Genomic DNA, 17,519 nt, shown 5'->3' on the forward strand with positions numbered 1-17,519 from the left:
CCGCCGCCAACGCGCAGGGGCCAAACCCTTGATCCTGCGCAGATTCGCGCAAGATCCTTGGCCGACCTGAGCTGCCGCCTTTCGCCGGGGCCCCGGCGACGCGCGGTTTGAGCTATACCCAAACTCATGAGCCACCATAGCGAGACTCAATCATCTGCGGCTTCCTGAACAGGGGAAGGGCGGCTATGATGGGCCACGTTTTTTTGCTTACAACCTGGAGAATTCCATGAGCAGCGATCTGATCAAACACGTTAGCGACGCTAGCTTCGAAGCTGACGTACTCAAGGCCGAAGGCGCTGTCCTGGTCGACTACTGGGCTGAGTGGTGCGGCCCGTGCAAGATGATCGCTCCGGTCCTGGACGACATCGCCGCCGAGTACCAGGGCAAGGTGACCGTCGCCAAGCTGAACATCGACGAGAACCAGGAAACCCCGGCCAAGCACGGCGTGCGCGGCATCCCGACCCTGATGCTGTTCAAGAACGGCAACGTCGAAGCGACCAAGGTCGGCGCGCTGTCGAAGTCCCAGCTCAAGGCTTTCCTCGACGCCAGCCTCTGAGCGCCGCTGTAAAGTCCGCTGAAAAAGGCCCCGCAAATTGCGGGGCTTTTTGCTTATTCAGGGCTAGACGCTCCGAAACTCAGGTGATACATTCGGCCCCGCACTGGTTTCTCCACTGCCCCCTGCTAGCCGTCGCCGACGCACTCCTTTCGAACAAGTACGCGATCCTGTCGCCTTCTCCGCGGCGCGGCCTCATTAAGCCAAAAGCTTAATTTCCCCCCTCTATAAATGATTACGTCATTCCTATATGAATCTGACTGAACTCAAGCAAAAGCCGATTACCGACCTGCTCCAGCTGGCCGAAGACATGGGCATAGAAAATATGGCCCGTTCGCGCAAGCAGGACGTGATTTTCTCCCTGCTGAAAAAGCACGCGAAAAGCGGTGAGGAAATCTCCGGTGATGGCGTGCTGGAGATTCTCCAGGACGGCTTCGGCTTCCTGCGCTCCGCTGACGCTTCCTACCTCGCAGGTCCCGACGACATCTACGTCTCGCCGAGCCAGATCCGCCGTTTCAACCTGCGCACCGGCGACACCATCGTCGGCAAGATCCGCCCGCCGAAGGAAGGCGAGCGTTATTTCGCCCTGCTCAAGGTCGACACGATCAACTTCGACCGTCCCGAGAACGCGAAGAACAAGATTCTGTTCGAGAACCTGACCCCGCTGTTCCCGAACGTGCGCATGAAGATGGAAGCCGGCAACGGTTCCACCGAAGACCTGACCGGTCGTGTGATCGATCTGTGCGCGCCGATCGGCAAAGGCCAGCGTGGTCTGATCGTGGCGCCGCCGAAGGCCGGTAAAACGATCATGCTGCAGAACATCGCAGCGAACATCGCCCGTAACAACCCAGAAGTTCACCTGATCGTGCTGTTGATCGACGAACGTCCGGAAGAAGTGACCGAAATGCAGCGCACCGTGCGCGGCGAAGTGGTCGCCTCGACCTTCGACGAGCCGCCGACCCGTCACGTGCAAGTGGCCGAAATGGTGATCGAGAAGGCCAAGCGCCTGGTCGAGCACAAGAAGGACGTGGTGATCCTGCTGGATTCCATCACCCGTCTGGCCCGCGCCTACAACACCGTGATCCCGAGCTCCGGCAAGGTGCTGACCGGTGGTGTCGATGCCCACGCCCTGGAGAAGCCGAAGCGTTTCTTCGGCGCGGCGCGCAACATCGAAGAAGGCGGCTCGCTGACCATCATCGCCACTGCGCTGGTCGAGACCGGCTCGAAGATGGATGAAGTGATCTACGAAGAGTTCAAGGGCACCGGCAACATGGAGCTGCCGCTGGACCGCCGCATCGCCGAGAAGCGTGTGTTCCCGGCCATCAACATCAACAAGTCCGGCACCCGCCGCGAAGAGTTGCTGACCGCCGACGACGAGCTGCAGCGCATGTGGATCCTGCGCAAGCTGCTGCACCCGATGGACGAAGTCGCGGCCATCGAGTTCCTGGTCGACAAGCTGAAGACGACCAAGACCAACGACGAATTCTTCCTGTCGATGAAGCGCAAGTGACATAGACGGTCGAGTCCGAAAAGTGGCGCCCTGCGGGGCGCCATTTTTTTGCCTGTTTTTTTGTCTGGGCGATGGGAGGTTCGCGATCTGGTATGGTCAGTGACTGGGCATAACAACAGGCAGCGAGTGCGGGCGGCTCATGGAGAGCGTCGCGGCCGCACAGAAAACAACCATCTGATCGGCATTGAACAAATTATGAGCACTCTCGCTTATCGAAGGGATATCGACGGCTTGCGCGCAGTCGCGGTGATCGCCGTCGTGCTGTTCCATTTCGGGGTTCCGGGCTTTACCGGCGGTTTTGTCGGCGTGGACGTGTTCTTCGTGATTTCCGGCTACCTGATCACCTCGATCATCTGGAACCAGCGCCAGGCCGGGCGCTTCAGCTTCGTCGACTTCTGGGCCCGGCGCGCCCGGCGGATCTTGCCGGCGCTGTTTGCGATGATACTCGTCGTGCTGGCGGTGGGCTGGTTCCTGCTGGCGCCAAAGGACTACGAAGAGCTGGGGCGCTCGGTGCGCTACCAGGTGATGTTCGTCTCCAACCTGCTGTTCATGCGGCAGGACGGCTACTTCGATGTCGCCTCCGACCTCAAGCCGCTGCTGCACACCTGGTCGCTGGCGGTGGAGGAGCAGTTCTACATTCTCTTCCCATTGCTGCTGACCGTGCTGTCCGGGCGCCTGAAGCACTGGCGGCTGGCGCTGTTCGGCGTGTTGCTGGTGTCCTTCGGCCTGAGTGTCTGGGCCGTCAGCCACCACCCGGAAAAAGCCTTCTTCCTGCTGCCCATGCGCGCCTGGGAGCTGCTGGCCGGAGCGATGTTGGCGGTGGCGCCGAAAAGCGCCTGGCGCCTGAAGCCGATGGCGGCCCAGGGCCTGAGCCTGCTCGGCCTGGCCCTGATCCTGCTGGCGGTGTTCGGCTACGACAAGGCCACGCCGTTCCCCGGTGCGGCGGCGCTGCTGCCGGTGCTGGGCGTGGTGGCGCTGATCCTGGCCAACGGGCACCGCCGGACCTGGGTCGGCGAGCTCCTGAGCAGCCGGTTGATGGTCGGTCTCGGCCTGGTGTCGTATTCCTGGTACTTGTGGCACTGGCCGGTGTTCGTGTTCTCCCGCTACGCCAGTGTCGATGAGCCGGGCGCGTTCGACACCCTGGGCCTGATTCTGCTGACGCTGGTGTTGGGCTATCTGTCCTGGAAATTCGTCGAGACGCCGTTCCGCGAGCGTCGCCTGCTCGCCGGCCGTCGGCAGATCCTGCTGGCCGGTGCCTGCGGCGTGCTGGTGATCGGCCTGGCCGGACAGAGCCTGCGCTGGACCGACGGCTTGCCGTGGCGCCTGTCCGAGCAGGCGCTGCAGTACGCCAAGGGGCGCGAGTGGCGGCCGGAGCTGATGGCCTGCCTGGCCGACGACAAGACGCCGGACGACAAACTGTTCTGCCATTACGGCGCCGCGAACGGTCCGGCCCGCACCCTGGTCTGGGGCGACAGCCACGCCACCGCGCTGATCCCGGTGTTCGACGACGGCGCCAAGGCCCATGCCGTGAGCGTGATGCTGGCCAGTTCCCCCGGTTGCGTGCCGGTGCAGGGCCTCGAGCATGACGCCCGCTGCGCGCGCTTCAACCAGCGGGTCGAGCATGCCCTGGCGCCGCCGGTGAGCGACGTGGTGTTGGTGGCGCGCTGGAGCCTCTACCTCTACGGCGACGCCAAGGGCGATCTGGCCCACGCCCTGAAGGCCGCCGACGGGCACTACGACCGCGCCGTCGCCGAGCAGCGCCTGGCCGATGGCCTGCGGGCGCGGGTGGCGCAGCTGCGGGCCGGCGGGCATCGGGTCTGGCTGGTGAAGGAGGCGCCGCTGCAGGCGTTCAGCCCGCCGTACCGGCTCACGCGCCTGGCGATGCTCAACCGCCCGGTGGACGATGTCGGCCTGGCGCTCGGCGAGCACCTCAAGCGGCAGACTTTCATCAGCGGGCTGTTCGCCCAGCTGGCGCAGGATCCGGCGGTGCGGGTGGTGGATCCGGCGCCGCGGCTGTGCGACGCGGAAGGTTTTTGCCGCGCCGAACTCGACGGCCATTCCTTGTACACCGACGACAATCACCTCTCGGAAGTCGGCGCGCGGTTCGTGGCGCCGGTCCTCGAACCGTTGTTCGTCGGCCTGCAGGCCGGGGCGAACCTTCGCAAAGGGCAGGCCAATGCAGCCAAGTGAGGCCTGACGGGCTGCCAGCGGGCGGCATAGCAGGTAGGATGTACGCCTATTTTGAGGGTGCCATCGTCAATGAAATTCAAGGATCTTCGGGATTTCGTGCAGCAGCTTGAGCAGCGCGGAGAGTTGAAACGCATCCAGGTGCCCGTCTCGCCGGTGCTGGAGATGACCGAGGTGTGCGACCGCACCCTGCGGGCCAAGGGGCCTGCGCTGCTGTTCGAGAATCCGACCGGCTTCGACATCCCGGTGCTCGGCAACCTGTTCGGCACCCCGCAGCGGGTGGCGATGGGCATGGGCGCCGAGTCCACCGACGAACTGCGCGAGATCGGCAAGCTGCTGGCGTTCCTCAAGGAGCCCGAGCCGCCCAAGGGCCTGAAGGATGCGTGGTCGAAGCTGCCGATCTTCCGCAAGATCATCGCGATGGCGCCAAAGGTCGTGAAGGACGCGCCGTGCCAGGAAGTGGTCATCGAGGGCGACGACGTCGACCTGGCTACGCTGCCGATCCAGCACTGCTGGCCGGGCGATGTCGCGCCGCTGATCACTTGGGGCCTGACCGTCACCAAAGGCCCGAACAAGGATCGCCAGAACCTGGGCATCTACCGTCAGCAGGTGATCGGCCGCAACAAGGTCATCATGCGCTGGCTCAGCCACCGGGGCGGGGCGCTGGACTACCGCGAGTGGTGCGAGAAGCATCCGGGCCAGCCGTTCCCGGTGTCCGTGGCCCTCGGCGCGGATCCGGCGACCATCCTCGGCGCGGTCACGCCGGTGCCGGACAGCCTCTCCGAATACGCCTTCGCCGGCCTGCTGCGCGACAGCCGCACGGAACTGGTGAAATGCCGCGGCAACGACCTGCAGGTGCCGGCCACCGCCGAGATCATCCTGGAAGGCGTGATCCACCCGGGCGAGATGGCGGACGAAGGCCCTTACGGCGACCACACCGGCTACTACAACGAGGTGGACAGCTTCCCGGTGTTCACCGTCGAGCGCATCACCCACCGCATCAAGCCGATCTACCACAGCACCTACACCGGCCGGCCGCCGGATGAGCCGGCGATCCTCGGCGTGGCGCTGAACGAAGTGTTCGTGCCGATCCTGCAGAAGCAGTTCCCGGAGATCACCGACTTCTACCTGCCGCCCGAGGGCTGCTCGTACCGCATGGCCGTGGTGACGATGAAGAAGTCGTATCCGGGGCACGCCAAGCGCGTGATGCTGGGTGTCTGGTCGTTTTTGCGACAGTTCATGTACACCAAGTTCGTTATCGTCACCGACGACGACATCAACGCCCGGGACTGGAACGACGTGATCTGGGCCATCACCACGCGCATGGACCCCAAGCGCGACACGGTGATGATCGACAACACGCCCATCGACTACCTCGACTTCGCCTCGCCGGTGTCGGGGCTGGGGTCGAAGATGGGGCTGGACGCCACCCACAAGTGGCCGGGCGAGACCACTCGCGAATGGGGCCGCGTCATCGTCAAGGACGACGCCGTCACCCAACGGATCGATGCCATCTGGAATCAGTTAGGAATAGATTGATGCGTGTAACCCTTCAGCCCTCCGGAGCGGTGCTAGAGATACGGCCCGGCGAGCGGATTCTCGATGGTGCGCGGCGCCTGGGCTACGAATGCCCGCAGAGCTGCCGCAACGGCAATTGCCATGTGTGCGCGGCGCTGCTGGTGGAAGGCCGGGTCGAACAGGCCGGCAAGGTGCATGACCACGGCGAGTTCTACACTTGCATAGCGGAGCCGCTGGAAGACTGCATCGTGCTGTGGGATGGCGTGCTCGCGCTGGGAGAGTTGCCGGTGCGCAGCCTGTCGTGTCAGGTCGTCGAATGCCGGGACGTCGGCGGCGATACCTGGCGGGTGCGCCTGCGGGCGCCGGCCGGCAAGCCGCCGCGCTACCACGCCGGGCAGTACCTGATGATCGAGCGCGAGAACGGCGAGAAATCGGCGTTCTCCATGGCCTCGGCGCCCCACGCCGGCCGCGACCTGGAGATCCACGTGCTGGCGCGTGAGAACAGCGCGCTGAGCCTGATCGACCAGCTCCAGCGCAACCCGCTGGTGCGCGTCGAGCTGCCGTTCGGCGACACCCACCTGGCCGAACTGCCCGAGGGGCCGCTGGTGCTGATCGCCGCCGGCACCGGCATGGGCCAGATCCACAGCCTGATCGAACACTGCCGGGCCAACGGCTTCAAGCACCCGGTGCACCTGTATTGGGGCGTGCGCCGGCCGGAAGACTTCTACCGCATCGAACATTGGGACGAATGGCTGAAGTTGCCCAACCTGTTCCTGCACAAGGTCGTCAGCGATCAATGCGGCTGGGAAGGGCGCTGCGGGATGCTGCACGAAGCGGTGTGCGAAGATTTCCCCGACCTCAAGGCCTTGCACGTCTATGCCAGCGGCTCGCCGGCCATGGTCTACGGCACGCTCGATGCGCTGGTCGAGGCCGGGATGGACGCCCATCAGATGCGCGCCGACGTGTTCGCCTACGCCCCTCGGGGATAAGTTCGATATACCTCCATATATAGCCGATCGGTATTTATGTAATTGCATGAATACCGGTAGGTTATATATCAATCCGGCAATGGATGAATGAAAGCGCCTGGCACTTCAATTGCCTTAAAACATATGTGCCTTATTGTTACAGCGGTGCGTTCTATTTAGTAATTCTTCACCCGCGGGGAGCTGAACGCTATTCGCCATGAGCGCCATCGAAAACGGTTTTTCGCATCCGGCTTACCCTCCGCGGCTCGATCTCGGGCCGCAGCTGACCCACGAACAGCTTCTCCTCTCCATGCAATCGACCATGGCGCGCCACAAGGGCGGGCCGGTGTGGCTGTTCGCGTACGGATCGCTGATCTGGCGGCCGGAATGCACGGCGGTCGAACGGGTGCGCGGGCGGGTGCACGGCTATCACCGCGGCCTTTACCTGTGGTCTCACGAGCACCGCGGCACGCCGGAGATGCCGGGGCTGGTGTTCGGCCTGGACCGTGGGGGCTCGTGCAGCGGCTTCGCCTACCGGTTGCCGGAAGACAATCTCGACAGCGCGCTGTATGCCCTGTGGAAACGCGAGATGCCGTTTCCGTCCTACCGGCCGCACTGGCTCAATTGCCGTCTGGAGGATGGCAATCAGGTTCAGGCGTTGGGGTTCGTGTTGGAGCGGCACCTGCCCAGCTATGCCGGCAACCTGCCGGACCATGTGCTGAGCCAGGTGTTCGAAAGCGCCTGCGGGCGCTACGGCACGACGCGCGACTATGTCGAGCAGACCGCCCACGCCCTGCGCAGCCACGCCATGCCAGACCGCAATCTGGAGGCGCGGCTCAGGCGCTGCCGGTCACAGGCCGATCAGGCGAGCGCTTCGCGGCTCTGACTGGCGGCTTGCTTGTGCAGCAGGGTCGGGGCCAGGAAGGCCATCGACAGCAGGCAGGCGCCCACCAGCAGCACGAAACCGCCGTCCCAGCCGAAGTGGTCGACGGTGTAGCCCATTGCGGCGCTGGCCGCGACCGAACCGCCCAGGTAACCGAACAGGCCAGTGAAGCCCGCTGCGGTACCGGCGGCTTTCTTCGGCGCCAATTCCAGCGCCTGCAGGCCGATCAGCATGACCGGGCCGTAGATCAGGAAGCCGATGGAGAACAGGGCGATCATGTCGACGGTTGGGTTGCCGGCCGGGTTCAGCCAGTACACCAGGGTCGCCACGGTCACCAGGGCCATGAACACCATGCCGGTCAGGCCGCGGTTGCCGCGGAAGATCTTGTCCGACATCCAGCCGCACAGCAGGGTGCCCGGAATCCCCGCCCACTCGTAGAAGAAGTACGCCCACGACGTCTTGTCGACGTCGAAGTGCTTGGCTTCCTTGAGGTAGGTCGGCGCCCAGTCCAGCACGCCGTAGCGCAGCAGGTAGACGAACACGTTGGCCATGGCGATGTACCAGAGCATTTTGTTGCGCAGCACGTACTTGACGAAGATTTCCTTGGCGCTGAATTCGTCTTCGTGGCTGGCATCGTAGCCTTCCGGGTAGTCGTTCTTGTACTTCTCGATCGGCGGCAGGCCGACCGACTGCGGGGTGTCGCGCATGGTGATGAAGGCGAACGCCGCCACCGCCAGGGCCACCGCCGCCGGGACGTAGAACGCGGCGTGCCAGTCGTTGAACAGGCCCATGCCGACCAGGAACAGCGGGCCGATCAGGCCGCCGCCGACGTTGTGCGCCACGTTCCACACCGACACCACGCCGCCGCGCTCCTTCTGCGACCACCAGTGCACCATGGTGCGTCCGCTCGGCGGCCAGCCCATGCCTTGGGCCCAGCCGTTGATGAACAGCAGGATGAACATCATGGTCACGCTGGAGGTCGCCCATGGCGCGAAACCGAAAATGAACATCACCCCGGCGGACACCAGCAGGCCGAACGGCAGGAAGTAGCGCGGGTTGGAACGGTCGGACACCAGGCCCATGAGGAACTTGGACAGGCCGTAGGCGATGGCGATGGCCGACATCGCCAGGCCCAGGTCGCCGCGGCTGTAGCCTTGGTCGATCAGGTACGGCATGGCCAGGGAGAAGTTCTTGCGCAGCAGGTAGTAGCCCGCGTAGCCGAAGAAGATGCCGGCGAAGATCTGCCAGCGCAGGCGTCGGTAGGTACTGTCGATTTTTTCTTCAGGCAGGGGAGCCTGATGTGCGGCAGGTCGAAAGAAAGCAAACATTCAAGAGCTCCAGAATTCTTGTTTTGACTGCGGATGTGAATGTTACAGTTTCGTTACCGAAAATAGCACCGCCTGCCATCCGCAAAACAGCGGAAATGTTGGAAAACGCACGTTCTTTTACGAACCTGTCGCTCAGCTGTAAGAACGGGGCGTTTTCACCACTTGTGAACATCGGGCGGCTTAGACTCGCGATCCGTCGACCGACTGTTCTGCAGAGATGAATGATGGCTTTGAAGGTGCGCATGCTTGTGGTCCGCCTGCTGGTGGCGGCCGTTCTCACCGCCGGCTTGCTGGCGCTGGTCTTCACTGACCATCCCGGGCATTCCGGTTTGCGCAATGCCACGGTGCTGATCATCCGGCATGCCGAGAAGCCCGACGTCGGAACCGAACTCAACGCCCGGGGCGAGCAGCGTGCCGCGGCCTATGCCGATTACTTCAACCCGCTGGAGCTGGATGGCCAGGCGCTGACGCCCCAGCGCCTGCTGGCCGCCGGCGATAGCCCCGAAAGCGTCCGCTCGCGCCTGACCCTGACCCCGCTGGCCCGGCGTCTGAACCTGTCGGTCGAGCAGCCCTACATCAACGGCGATGTCCATGACTTGGTGAAATTGCTGCGCAAAGGCAACAAGGCGCCGACGGTGCTGATCGCCTGGCACCACGGGCACATCGACAAGCTGATCAAGGCGTTCGGCGGCGACGCCACGGCGCTGATGGGCCAGCGCAAGTGGCCGGACGGGGTCTACGACTGGGTGATCGTCCTGCGTTTCGACGACAAGGGGCGACTCATTCCGTCACGCAGCGAGAAGGTCCAGGAGCACCTGCTGCCGGGTGACGGAGCGATGTCGCCCCGGATCTGACGGTACTTTGCCGGCTCAGCGCACCTGCACCACCACCTTGCCCACCGCCTTGCGCTGGCCCAGGTCATTGATCGCCTGCGCCGCCTCGCTCAGCGGATACACCTGCGACACCAGCGGCTTGAGCTTGCCTTCGGCGAACCAGCCGAACAGTCGCTGGAAGTTCGCGGCGTTGTCCTGGGGCTGGCGTTGGGCGAAGGAGCCCCAGAACACGCCGAGCACCGCAGCGCCCTTGAGCAGCGCGAGGTTGACCGGCAGTTCAGGGATGCGTCCGCTGGCGAAACCCACCACCAGCAGGCGGCCGTTCCAGGCGATGGCGCGGATGGCCTGGTCGAACAGGTCGCCGCCGACCGGGTCGTAGATCACGTCGGCGCCCTGGCCGTCGGTGAGGCGCTTGATCTCGTCCTTGAGGCTGGTTTCGCTGTAGTTGATCAGTTCGTCGGCGCCGGCGGCCTTGGCCACCGCGAGCTTCTCGGCGCTGCTGGCGGCGGCGATCACCCGGGCGCCCAGGGCCTTGCCGATTTCCACGGCGGCCAGGCCGACGCCGCCGGACGCGCCGAGCACCAGCAGGGTTTCGCCCGGTTGCAGGTTGCCGCGCTGGGTGAGGGCGTGCATCGAGGTGCCGTAGGTCATGCTGAAGGCGGCGGCCGTCCTGAAGTCCATCGACGGCGGGATCGGCAGCGCGTTGTAGCCCGGCACCGCGACCTGCTCGGCGAAGCTGCCCCAACCGGTCAACGCCATCACCCGGTCGCCGACCTTGAGATGGCTGACCTTCTCCCCGACTTCACGCACCACGCCGGCCGCTTCGCCGCCCGGCGAAAACGGGAAGGGCGGCTTGAACTGGTACTTGCCCTCGATGATCAGCGTGTCCGGGAAATTGACCCCGGCGGCGTGCACCTCCAGCAGGATTTCGTTCTTCTTCGGGGCAGGGCTGGCGACCTCTTCCAGCACCAGCGATTCGGCAGGGCCGAAGGCTTTGCACAGCACGGCTTTCATCAGGGCTATTCCTTTGGGAGTGATGGCCGATAAGTGTAGGTGTGGCCGTCGACGGGTCAACGAGCATGCCCGGCCCTGATAGTCCGCCATAAGCTTGTGCTTGCGCGGCGGGCCGTTATGCTAGGCCGCAAACCGGATAAGGAGCGAATTGTGAAAGCGTGGATCATGTTGTTGCTGGCCCTGTCTCTGCCTGTGGCAGCGCTGGCCGAAGAAGCCAAAGAAGGCGAGGCGCCGAAGGTCAACTACATCACCCTGAGCCCGCCGTTCGTGGGCAACTACGGGCTGGACGGCACGCCGAAGCTGAAGGTCTACAAGGCCGACGTGGCGCTGCGCGTGACCGGCGAGGAATCGACCAAGCTGGTCAAGGCCAACGAGCCGCTGATCCGCAATCAACTGGTGGCGCTGTTCGCCCAGCAGTCGACCGAGACCATGAACAGCCTCGAAGCCAAGGAAAAGCTGCGTCAGGAAGCGTTGAAGCAGACCCAGCAGGTGATGAACGACGAAACCGGCAAGCCGGTGGTCGAGGATCTGCTGTTCAACAACCTGATCATTCAGTAAATGACGGGGTGACTGCGCCGGCCTCATCGCTTGCAGGCAAGCTCCCAAAGGTTTTGGTGGTGACGCAGATCCTGCTCATCCGCTATACCCTGCGGGAGCCAGCCTGCTGGCGATGGCGCCAGTCGAGGCGCCGCCGGGCAGCATCGATCGCAAGGCATTCTTTGCGCCGACGAACGGCTCAAGGCTTGAGCGCAACCACCGCCGCCCACTGCTGCGGCGTCACCGGCATCACCGACAGCCGCGAGCCTTTCTGCACCAGCGGCATTTCCGCCAGCGCGGTCTGCTGCTTCAGGTAATCGAGCTTGAGCACCCGGGCGAACGTCTCGACGTGCTCCACATCGATCGCGCTCCAGGCGTTTTTCTCGGGTGTGGCCTTCGGGTCGTAGTAGTGGCTTTCCGGCTCCAGCGCCGTCGGATCCGGGTAGGCCGCCTGAACGATCCGGCCGATCCCGGCAATGCCCGGCTCCGGGCAGCTGGAGTGATAGAAGAAGAACAGGTCGCCGACCGCCATGGAACGCAGGAAATTGCGCGCCTGATAGTTGCGCACGCCGTCCCAGCGCGTCTTGCCGAGCTGCTGCAGGCCTTTGATCGAGAGCTCGTCGGGTTCGGATTTCATCAGCCAATAGGCCATGGTTCTTGCTCCTCGCTGGGGTCGTCGGGCAGGTCGTCGGCAATTTTATGACAAACCGACGGTCGGTTGACGTCAGCGTTTGCGCGGCGGTTCACGTTGTCGCAAAATGCCGGCCTTTAAAGCTTGACGCTGCTGCACGGCTACGAACGGAAACCGCTGCTGTCATCGTGATGATGTGCCTTGAGGGGGGCAATCGATGAAACGCAAACCGGATTTGCTTTGGACATTGGTGATCTTGTTCGGTCTCGGCGTCGTGACCACCGGTTATGCGCAGAGCCTGTGGGCCAACAAGGCCGACGCACCGGTCGAAGTGGCGCAGCAGGTCCAGCAGTCGACCGCCTTCAAGCGCTGAACCCCTTCTTGCGACGCTGCCTTTTCCCTCGCGGCGTCTATTCTGCGACGTACCACGCCTTGTCCGTCACCGTGCCCTGCAACGGCACATCCCAGCTGGCCTGCGCCAGACGCCCCACTTTCTGACATTCATGGGCCAGCCCCAGCAGCACCGGCTTGCGCCAGTTCTTGCGCCGAGCGAGGTAGGCCAGGCTGCGGTCGTAGAAGCCGCCGCCCATCCCCAGGCGTCCGCCGACATCGTCAAACCCCACCAACGGCAACAGCACCAGGTCCAGCGCCCAGATCCTGCGCTGGCGGGCCGGGTTGATCCGCGGTTCGAGGATGCGGAAACGGTTGGGCGCAAGCTTCTCGCCGGGGCGGATGCGCTGGAACACCATCTTGGTCCGCGGCCAGGCGCTGAGCACCGGCAGGTAGGTGGCCTTGCCCCGGCGCTGGGCGGCGCGCAGCAGCAGGCGCGGGTCGATTTCGCCGTCGGTGGGCAGGTACAGGGAAACATGCTTGGCGCGGCGGAACTGCGGGTGCTGCGCCAATTGCCGGTACAGGCCTTCGGCGGCCTCGCGTTGCTGGCTCGGCGTCAGCGAGCGGCGGGCCTTGCGCAGCTGTCGGCGCAATTGGGGGCGGGTCGGCGGCGCGGGTTCGGTCATGGTTCGGCTTCGGCGAAGGGGTGCGAAAACGTACGCATAAAAAATCCGATGCCGGCATGCACCGGCATCGGATTCGAATCAGGCTCCCCGGATGAGCCGCTGTCGACTTAGCCCTTGAACCCGAGAGTTCAAGGTGGAGGATGCAGTAGGCTTTAAGGCTTTCCGTCTGGCGGACATGCACACCAGCCCAACGTGCAACCCCCAGGGTAGTGCAAATCGGCTCAGGGACATCGTCAACTGGCAAGCACCCCAGGGAGTGCCGCGAGTATACCTCAAGCGTCCCGGCGAATCAGCCCTTGCTGACGTCCGGATCGGTGGCCAGCACCAGATCGACGCGTTCGAGCAGGTCGCGCACCTGCTCGCGGGTCGAGCCGCTGGCCTGCAGGGCCGGGCGGTCTTCCTTGTGCAGCAGGTCGTGGGTGATGTTCAGCGCGGCCATCACGGCGATGCGGTCGGCGCCGATGACCTTGCCGCTGCTGCGGATCTCGCGCATCTTGCCGTCCAGGTAGCGGGCGGCGCTGATCAGGTTGCTGCGCTCTTCCTGGGGGCAGATGATCGAATACTCTTTGTCGAGGATCTGCACGGTGACGCTATTGCTTGAACTCATGAGTCTTGCTCCAGGGCCTTGAGACGCGAAATCATCGATTCGACCTTACGCCGGGCGATTTCGTTTTTTTCAATGAGATGCGCGCGTTCCTCGCGCCAGGTCTTTTCCTGAGCTGTTAAGAGTGCGTTTTGCCTCTTAAGTTGCTCGACTCGGTCAATCAGCAGTTCGAGTCTGGCCATCAGCGCTTGCAGGTCGATGTCTTCCATTGTGTCCACTGATTTCGTGTCTGACGGAGGCGGGCGCCTGGCTGGCGGTCAGCCTTTAATGGTCTTGGCGGGTCTGTCGATGTAGGATACAAGGCCTTCATTCTAGACATAGCGCCGTCTGGCGCCTAGCTGCCCATGCCCATTCAGAATTCCCCTTATCAAGCCTTCGCCACCCTGCTGAGCGCCAGTGGCCATCCCGTCTCGCCCGCCGAACTGCACGGCCTGCTGCTCGGCCGCAGCTGCGCCGGCGCCGGCTTCGACGTCGACGGCTGGCTGAGCGACGTGGCCTCCCTGCTCGAGACCGAGCCTGGGGACAACGTGCGCAACGCCCTGATCGGCCTCCAGGAAATGGTCAAGAGCGAACTGACCGGCGAAGACATGGCCGTGGTCCTGCTGCTGCCGACCGACGACGCGCCGCTGGCCGAACGCGCCGCCGCGCTGGGCCAGTGGTGCCAGGGCTTCATTTCCGGTTTCGGCCAGAACTCGCCCGACCGCAGCAGCCTGAGCACCGAAGCCACTGAAGTGCTGCAGGATCTGGTCGCGATCTCCCAGGTCCAGGATGCGCTGGAAGACTCCGAAGACGGCGAGAGCGACTACATGGAAGTCATGGAGTACCTGCGGGTCGCTCCGCTCTTGCTGTTCACCGAAACCAACAAGCAGGTTGGCGCACCGGCCGCCAAGCCTTCTCTGCACTGATCGCCGAACAGGGACGTCCGTCTGCCCATGATCCATATCCCGAAAGCGGAGTACGGCCGTCGCCGCAAGGCGCTGATGGCGCAGATGGAACCCAACAGCATCGCCATCCTGCCCGCCGCCGCGGTGGCCATCCGCAACCGCGACGTCGAGCACGTCTACCGCCAGGACAGCGATTTCCAGTACCTGAGCGGCTTCCCCGAGCCCCAGGCCGTGATCGTCCTGATGCCCGGCCGCGAGCACGGCGAATACGTGCTGTTCTGCCGTGAGCGCAACCCCGAGCGCGAGCTGTGGGACGGCCTGCGCGCCGGCCAGGAAGGCGCGGTCCGCGACTACGGCGCCGACGACGCGTTCCCCATCACCGACATCGACGACATCCTGCCGGGCCTGATCGAAGGCCGCGACCGGGTGTACACGGCCATGGGCAGCAACCCGGAGTTCGACCGGCACCTGATGGACTGGATCAACGTGATCCGCTCCAAGGCCCACCTCGGCGCCCAGCCGCCGAACGAATTCGTTGCCCTGGATCACCTGCTGCACGACATGCGCCTGTATAAATCGGCGGCGGAAGTGAAGGTGATGCGCGAGGCCGCGCGGATCTCGGCCCAGGCCCACATCCGGGCGATGCGTGCAGGCCGGCCCGGCCTGCACGAGTACAGCCTGGAAGCCGAGCTCGATTACGAGTTCCGCAAGGGCGGGGCGAAGATGCCGGCCTACGGCTCGATCGTCGCCGCCGGGCGCAACGGCTGCATCCTGCATTACCAGCAGAACGATGCGCTGCTCAAGGACGGCGACCTGGTGCTGATCGACGCCGGCTGCGAGATCGACTGCTACGCCAGCGACATCACCCGCACCTGGCCGGTCAACGGCAAGTTTTCCGCCGAGCAGAAGGCGATCTACGAGCTGGTGCTGGCCTCCCAGGAAGCCGCGTTCGCGCAAATCGCCCCGAACCGGCACTGGAACCAGGCGCACGAAGCCACGGTGCGGGTGATCACCGCCGGGCTGGTGGAGCTGGGGCTGTTGCAGGGCGAGGTCGACGAGCTGATCGCGTCCGAAGCCTACAAGGCCTTCTATATGCACCGCGCCGGGCATTGGCTGGGCATGGATGTGCACGACGTCGGCGAGTACAAGGTCGGCGGCGAATGGCGGGTGCTGGAGGTCGGCATGGCGCTGACCGTGGAACCGGGCATCTACATCGCCCCGGACAATCTGAACGTGGCGAAGAAATGGCGCGGCATCGGCGTGCGCATCGAGGACGACGTGGTGGTGACCAAGAACGGTTGTGAAATCCTGACCGGCGGCGTGCCGAAGACCGTCGCCGAGATCGAGGCCCTGATGGCGCAGGCCCGGGCGGACGCGGCATGAGTCGGGTCAATCTGGCGATCATCGGCGGCGGCCTGGTCGGCGCCAGCCTGGCGTTGGCCCTGCAGGCCGGGGCCAAGGCCCGGGGCTGGAAAATCGTGCTGATCGAACCGTTCGCCCCCGGCGACACCTGGCAGCCGAGCTACGACGCCCGGTCGTCGGCGCTGTCGTTCGGCTCGCGGCAGATCTATCAGCGGCTGGGCGTGTGGCAGGAGATCTCCCGCCGCGCCGAGCCGATCAAGCAGATCCATGTGTCCGACCGCGGACGCTTCTCCACCGCCCGCCTGTCGGCGATGGAGGAGGGTGTGCCGGCCCTCGGTTACGTGGTGGAGAACGCCTGGCTCGGCCAGTGCCTGTGGCAGCACCTGGACAAGGACGTGATCAGCTGGCGCTGCCCGGCGGAGGTCACGCGCCTGGAGCCTTTGCCCGACGGTTACCGCCTGACCCTCAACGACGAGACCACGGTCGAATGCGACCTGGCGGTGCTCGCCGACGGCGGCCGCTCCGGCCTGCGCGAGCAGTTGGGCATCAACGTGCGCAAGCGTCCGTACAACCAGAGCGCGCTGATCGCCAACATCACCCCGAGCGAAGCGCACAACGGCATGGCCTTCGAGCGCTTCACCGATGACGGCCCGATGGCCTTGCTGCCGCTGCCGGACAACCGCTGCGCACTGGTCTGGACACGGCTGGGGATGGACGCGCAGCGCCTGACCGGCCTCAGCGAGCGGGATTTCCTCAGCGAACTGCAAGGTGTGTTCGGCTATCGCCTCGGCACCCTGAAGCAGGTCGGCGCCCGGCACCTGTACCCGCTGGCGCTGGTGGAGGCCGAAGAACAGGTGCGCCCGCATTTGGCCGTGCTCGGCAATGCCGCCCACAGCCTGCACCCGATCGCCGGGCAAGGCTTCAACCTGTCTTTGCGCGATGCCGATGCGCTGGCGGCCGCGCTGCTGGCCAGCGACAAGCCGTTGGGCGATTTCGCCACGCTGCAGGCCTACCGCGAACGCCAACGCCTGGACCAGACCCTCACCGTGGGCTTCTCCGACCAGGTCACCCGCCTGTTCGGCAGCACCCAGCCCCTGGTGGCGCTGGGGCGCAACATCGGCCTGCTCGGCCTCGATCTGCTGCCGCCGGCCAAGCGCTGGTTCGCCCGCCAGGCCATGGGGCTGGGGACGCGGCCGGATGCGTAAGTGGCTGATGCGCCGCTTCGGCAAGGCGCGGCTGATGCGCTGGTTCCTGACGTTCTACCCGCCGTATCTGGGCGCCGGCGTCCGGGTGCGGCACATCAGCGATGACTTTCGCGACATCCGGGTGTCGATGGGGTTGGGCTGGCACAACCGCAACTACGTCGGCACCCAGTTCGGCGGCAGTCTGTATTCGATGGTCGACCCGTTCTTCATGCTGATGCTGATGGAGAACCTCGGGCCGCGCTACATCGTCTGGGACAAGGCCGCCGACATCGATTTCATCTCACCGGGCAAGGGCCCTGTGTTCGCAAGGTTCAGCATCGACGACGCGCTGCTGGACGACGTCCGCCGGCAGACCGCCAACGGCGACAAGTACCTGCCGCAGTTGCAGGTCGACATTCATGACGGCGCCGGCACCCTGGTGGCGCGGGTCGGAAAAACCCTTTACGTGCGGCTCAAGCCGCAAGCGAGACAGGCCTAAAGCATGGA

The 17,519-nt window shown here is 64.7% G+C and carries 19 protein-coding genes and 1 other RNA gene; 13 read left to right on the forward strand and 7 right to left on the reverse strand.

Translation table 11 applies throughout. From position 1 onward, the window contains the following. The first annotated feature begins 226 nt into the window (after window positions 1-226). From trxA to CAG29_RS01825, 6 genes are all read left to right on the forward strand, one after another. Complete coding sequence (gene trxA, locus CAG29_RS01800; protein WP_085581099.1) at window positions 227-556, forward strand: thioredoxin TrxA; 330 nt, start codon at window positions 227-229, stop codon at window positions 554-556. A gap of 247 nt (window positions 557-803) precedes the next feature. Continuing rightward, a complete protein-coding gene (rho, locus tag CAG29_RS01805; RefSeq protein ID WP_085581097.1) occupies window positions 804-2,063 on the forward strand; it encodes a transcription termination factor Rho in 1,260 nt (419 codons plus the stop codon). Between the two features lie 195 nt (window positions 2,064-2,258). Further along, window positions 2,259-4,253 (forward strand): acyltransferase family protein, encoded by a 1,995-nt coding sequence (locus tag CAG29_RS01810; RefSeq protein WP_085693798.1) that lies wholly within the window; start codon window positions 2,259-2,261, stop codon window positions 4,251-4,253. A gap of 69 nt (window positions 4,254-4,322) precedes the next feature. Further along, a complete protein-coding gene (gene ubiD, locus CAG29_RS01815) occupies window positions 4,323-5,789 on the forward strand; it encodes a 4-hydroxy-3-polyprenylbenzoate decarboxylase (protein WP_085581092.1) in 1,467 nt (488 codons plus the stop codon). Then, entirely contained in the window at window positions 5,789-6,757 is a 969-nt protein-coding gene (locus CAG29_RS01820) for a CDP-6-deoxy-delta-3,4-glucoseen reductase (RefSeq protein ID WP_085581090.1), read from the forward strand. The genes ubiD and CAG29_RS01820 overlap by 1 nt, the downstream gene beginning before the upstream one ends. Window positions 6,758-6,953: 196 nt before the next feature. Further along, window positions 6,954-7,622 (forward strand): gamma-glutamylcyclotransferase, encoded by a 669-nt coding sequence (locus CAG29_RS01825; protein ID WP_085581088.1) that lies wholly within the window; start codon window positions 6,954-6,956, stop codon window positions 7,620-7,622. On the opposite strand, the gene glpT is transcribed toward CAG29_RS01825, so the two are convergent. Further along, window positions 7,598-8,947, reverse strand: a complete 1,350-nt coding sequence (gene glpT / locus CAG29_RS01830) for a glycerol-3-phosphate transporter (RefSeq protein WP_085581086.1) — start codon at window positions 8,945-8,947, stop codon at window positions 7,598-7,600. The two genes, CAG29_RS01825 and glpT, sit on opposite strands and share 25 nt — an antisense overlap. Window positions 8,948-9,171: 224 nt before the next feature. Between glpT and CAG29_RS01835 the strand changes: the two genes are divergently transcribed. Then, complete coding sequence (locus CAG29_RS01835) at window positions 9,172-9,801, forward strand: flagellar basal body-associated protein FliL (protein WP_085581084.1); 630 nt, start codon at window positions 9,172-9,174, stop codon at window positions 9,799-9,801. Between the two features lie 15 nt (window positions 9,802-9,816). Here CAG29_RS01835 and CAG29_RS01840 read toward each other — a convergent pair whose 3' ends face one another. Further along, the gene (locus CAG29_RS01840) at window positions 9,817-10,794 is read right to left on the reverse strand and encodes an NADPH:quinone oxidoreductase family protein (protein WP_085581082.1); all 978 of its coding nucleotides are present in this window, start codon (window positions 10,792-10,794) and stop codon (window positions 9,817-9,819) included. 150 nt (window positions 10,795-10,944) lie between these two features. Here CAG29_RS01840 and CAG29_RS01845 point away from each other — a divergent pair, with 150 nt between their 5' ends. After that, window positions 10,945-11,352 carry a flagellar basal body-associated protein FliL gene (locus CAG29_RS01845; protein WP_085581080.1) on the forward strand — a complete coding sequence of 136 codons (408 nt, stop codon included), beginning with the start codon at window positions 10,945-10,947 and terminating at the stop codon, window positions 11,350-11,352. Between the two features lie 178 nt (window positions 11,353-11,530). Here the strand turns inward: CAG29_RS01845 and CAG29_RS01850 are convergent, their stop codons facing one another. Continuing rightward, a complete protein-coding gene (locus CAG29_RS01850) occupies window positions 11,531-11,983 on the reverse strand; it encodes an EVE domain-containing protein (protein ID WP_085693799.1) in 453 nt (150 codons plus the stop codon). 196 nt (window positions 11,984-12,179) lie between these two features. Here CAG29_RS01850 and CAG29_RS28425 point away from each other — a divergent pair, with 196 nt between their 5' ends. After that, entirely contained in the window at window positions 12,180-12,335 is a 156-nt protein-coding gene (locus CAG29_RS28425; protein WP_170929950.1) for a hypothetical protein, read from the forward strand. A 37-nt stretch (window positions 12,336-12,372) separates the two neighbouring features. Here the strand turns inward: CAG29_RS28425 and CAG29_RS01855 are convergent, their stop codons facing one another. The 4 genes from CAG29_RS01855 to CAG29_RS01870 all read right to left on the reverse strand — a co-directional run bounded on the left by CAG29_RS01855 (window position 12,373) and on the right by CAG29_RS01870 (window position 13,791). Continuing rightward, window positions 12,373-12,978: a 5-formyltetrahydrofolate cyclo-ligase gene (locus CAG29_RS01855; RefSeq protein WP_085581076.1), complete on the reverse strand. Its 606-nt coding sequence runs from the start codon at window positions 12,976-12,978 to the stop codon at window positions 12,373-12,375. 80 nt (window positions 12,979-13,058) lie between these two features. Continuing rightward, window positions 13,059-13,237, reverse strand: a non-coding RNA gene (gene ssrS, locus CAG29_RS01860) — 6S RNA. 30 nt (window positions 13,238-13,267) lie between these two features. Continuing rightward, complete coding sequence (locus CAG29_RS01865; protein ID WP_085581074.1) at window positions 13,268-13,585, reverse strand: cell division protein ZapA; 318 nt, start codon at window positions 13,583-13,585, stop codon at window positions 13,268-13,270. Continuing rightward, the gene (locus CAG29_RS01870) at window positions 13,582-13,791 is read right to left on the reverse strand and encodes a TIGR02449 family protein (protein WP_085581072.1); all 210 of its coding nucleotides are present in this window, start codon (window positions 13,789-13,791) and stop codon (window positions 13,582-13,584) included. Before CAG29_RS01870 ends, CAG29_RS01865 begins: the two co-directional genes overlap by 4 nt. 135 nt (window positions 13,792-13,926) lie before the next feature. Here CAG29_RS01870 and CAG29_RS01875 point away from each other — a divergent pair, with 135 nt between their 5' ends. Genes CAG29_RS01875 through CAG29_RS01890 form a run of 4 tightly spaced genes read left to right on the forward strand, consistent with a single transcriptional unit; the run spans window position 13,927 to window position 17,511 of the window. Further along, window positions 13,927-14,487, forward strand: coding sequence for a YecA family protein (locus CAG29_RS01875; RefSeq protein ID WP_085581070.1), 561 nt, complete (start codon window positions 13,927-13,929; stop codon window positions 14,485-14,487). Between the two features lie 27 nt (window positions 14,488-14,514). Continuing rightward, on the forward strand, window positions 14,515-15,849 hold the full coding sequence (gene pepP, locus CAG29_RS01880; RefSeq protein WP_085581068.1) for a Xaa-Pro aminopeptidase: 1,335 nt from the start codon (window positions 14,515-14,517) through the stop codon (window positions 15,847-15,849). Continuing rightward, window positions 15,846-17,033: a 2-octaprenyl-6-methoxyphenyl hydroxylase gene (ubiH, locus tag CAG29_RS01885; RefSeq protein WP_085581066.1), complete on the forward strand. Its 1,188-nt coding sequence runs from the start codon at window positions 15,846-15,848 to the stop codon at window positions 17,031-17,033. Before pepP ends, ubiH begins: the two co-directional genes overlap by 4 nt. Continuing rightward, a complete protein-coding gene (locus CAG29_RS01890; RefSeq protein ID WP_085581064.1) occupies window positions 17,026-17,511 on the forward strand; it encodes a DUF4442 domain-containing protein in 486 nt (161 codons plus the stop codon). Before ubiH ends, CAG29_RS01890 begins: the two co-directional genes overlap by 8 nt. Window positions 17,512-17,519 lie beyond the last annotated feature (8 nt).

It is taken from the genome of Pseudomonas sp. B7(2017), assembly GCF_002112745.1.
GTDB lineage: Bacteria > Pseudomonadota > Gammaproteobacteria > Pseudomonadales > Pseudomonadaceae > Aquipseudomonas > Aquipseudomonas ekonensis.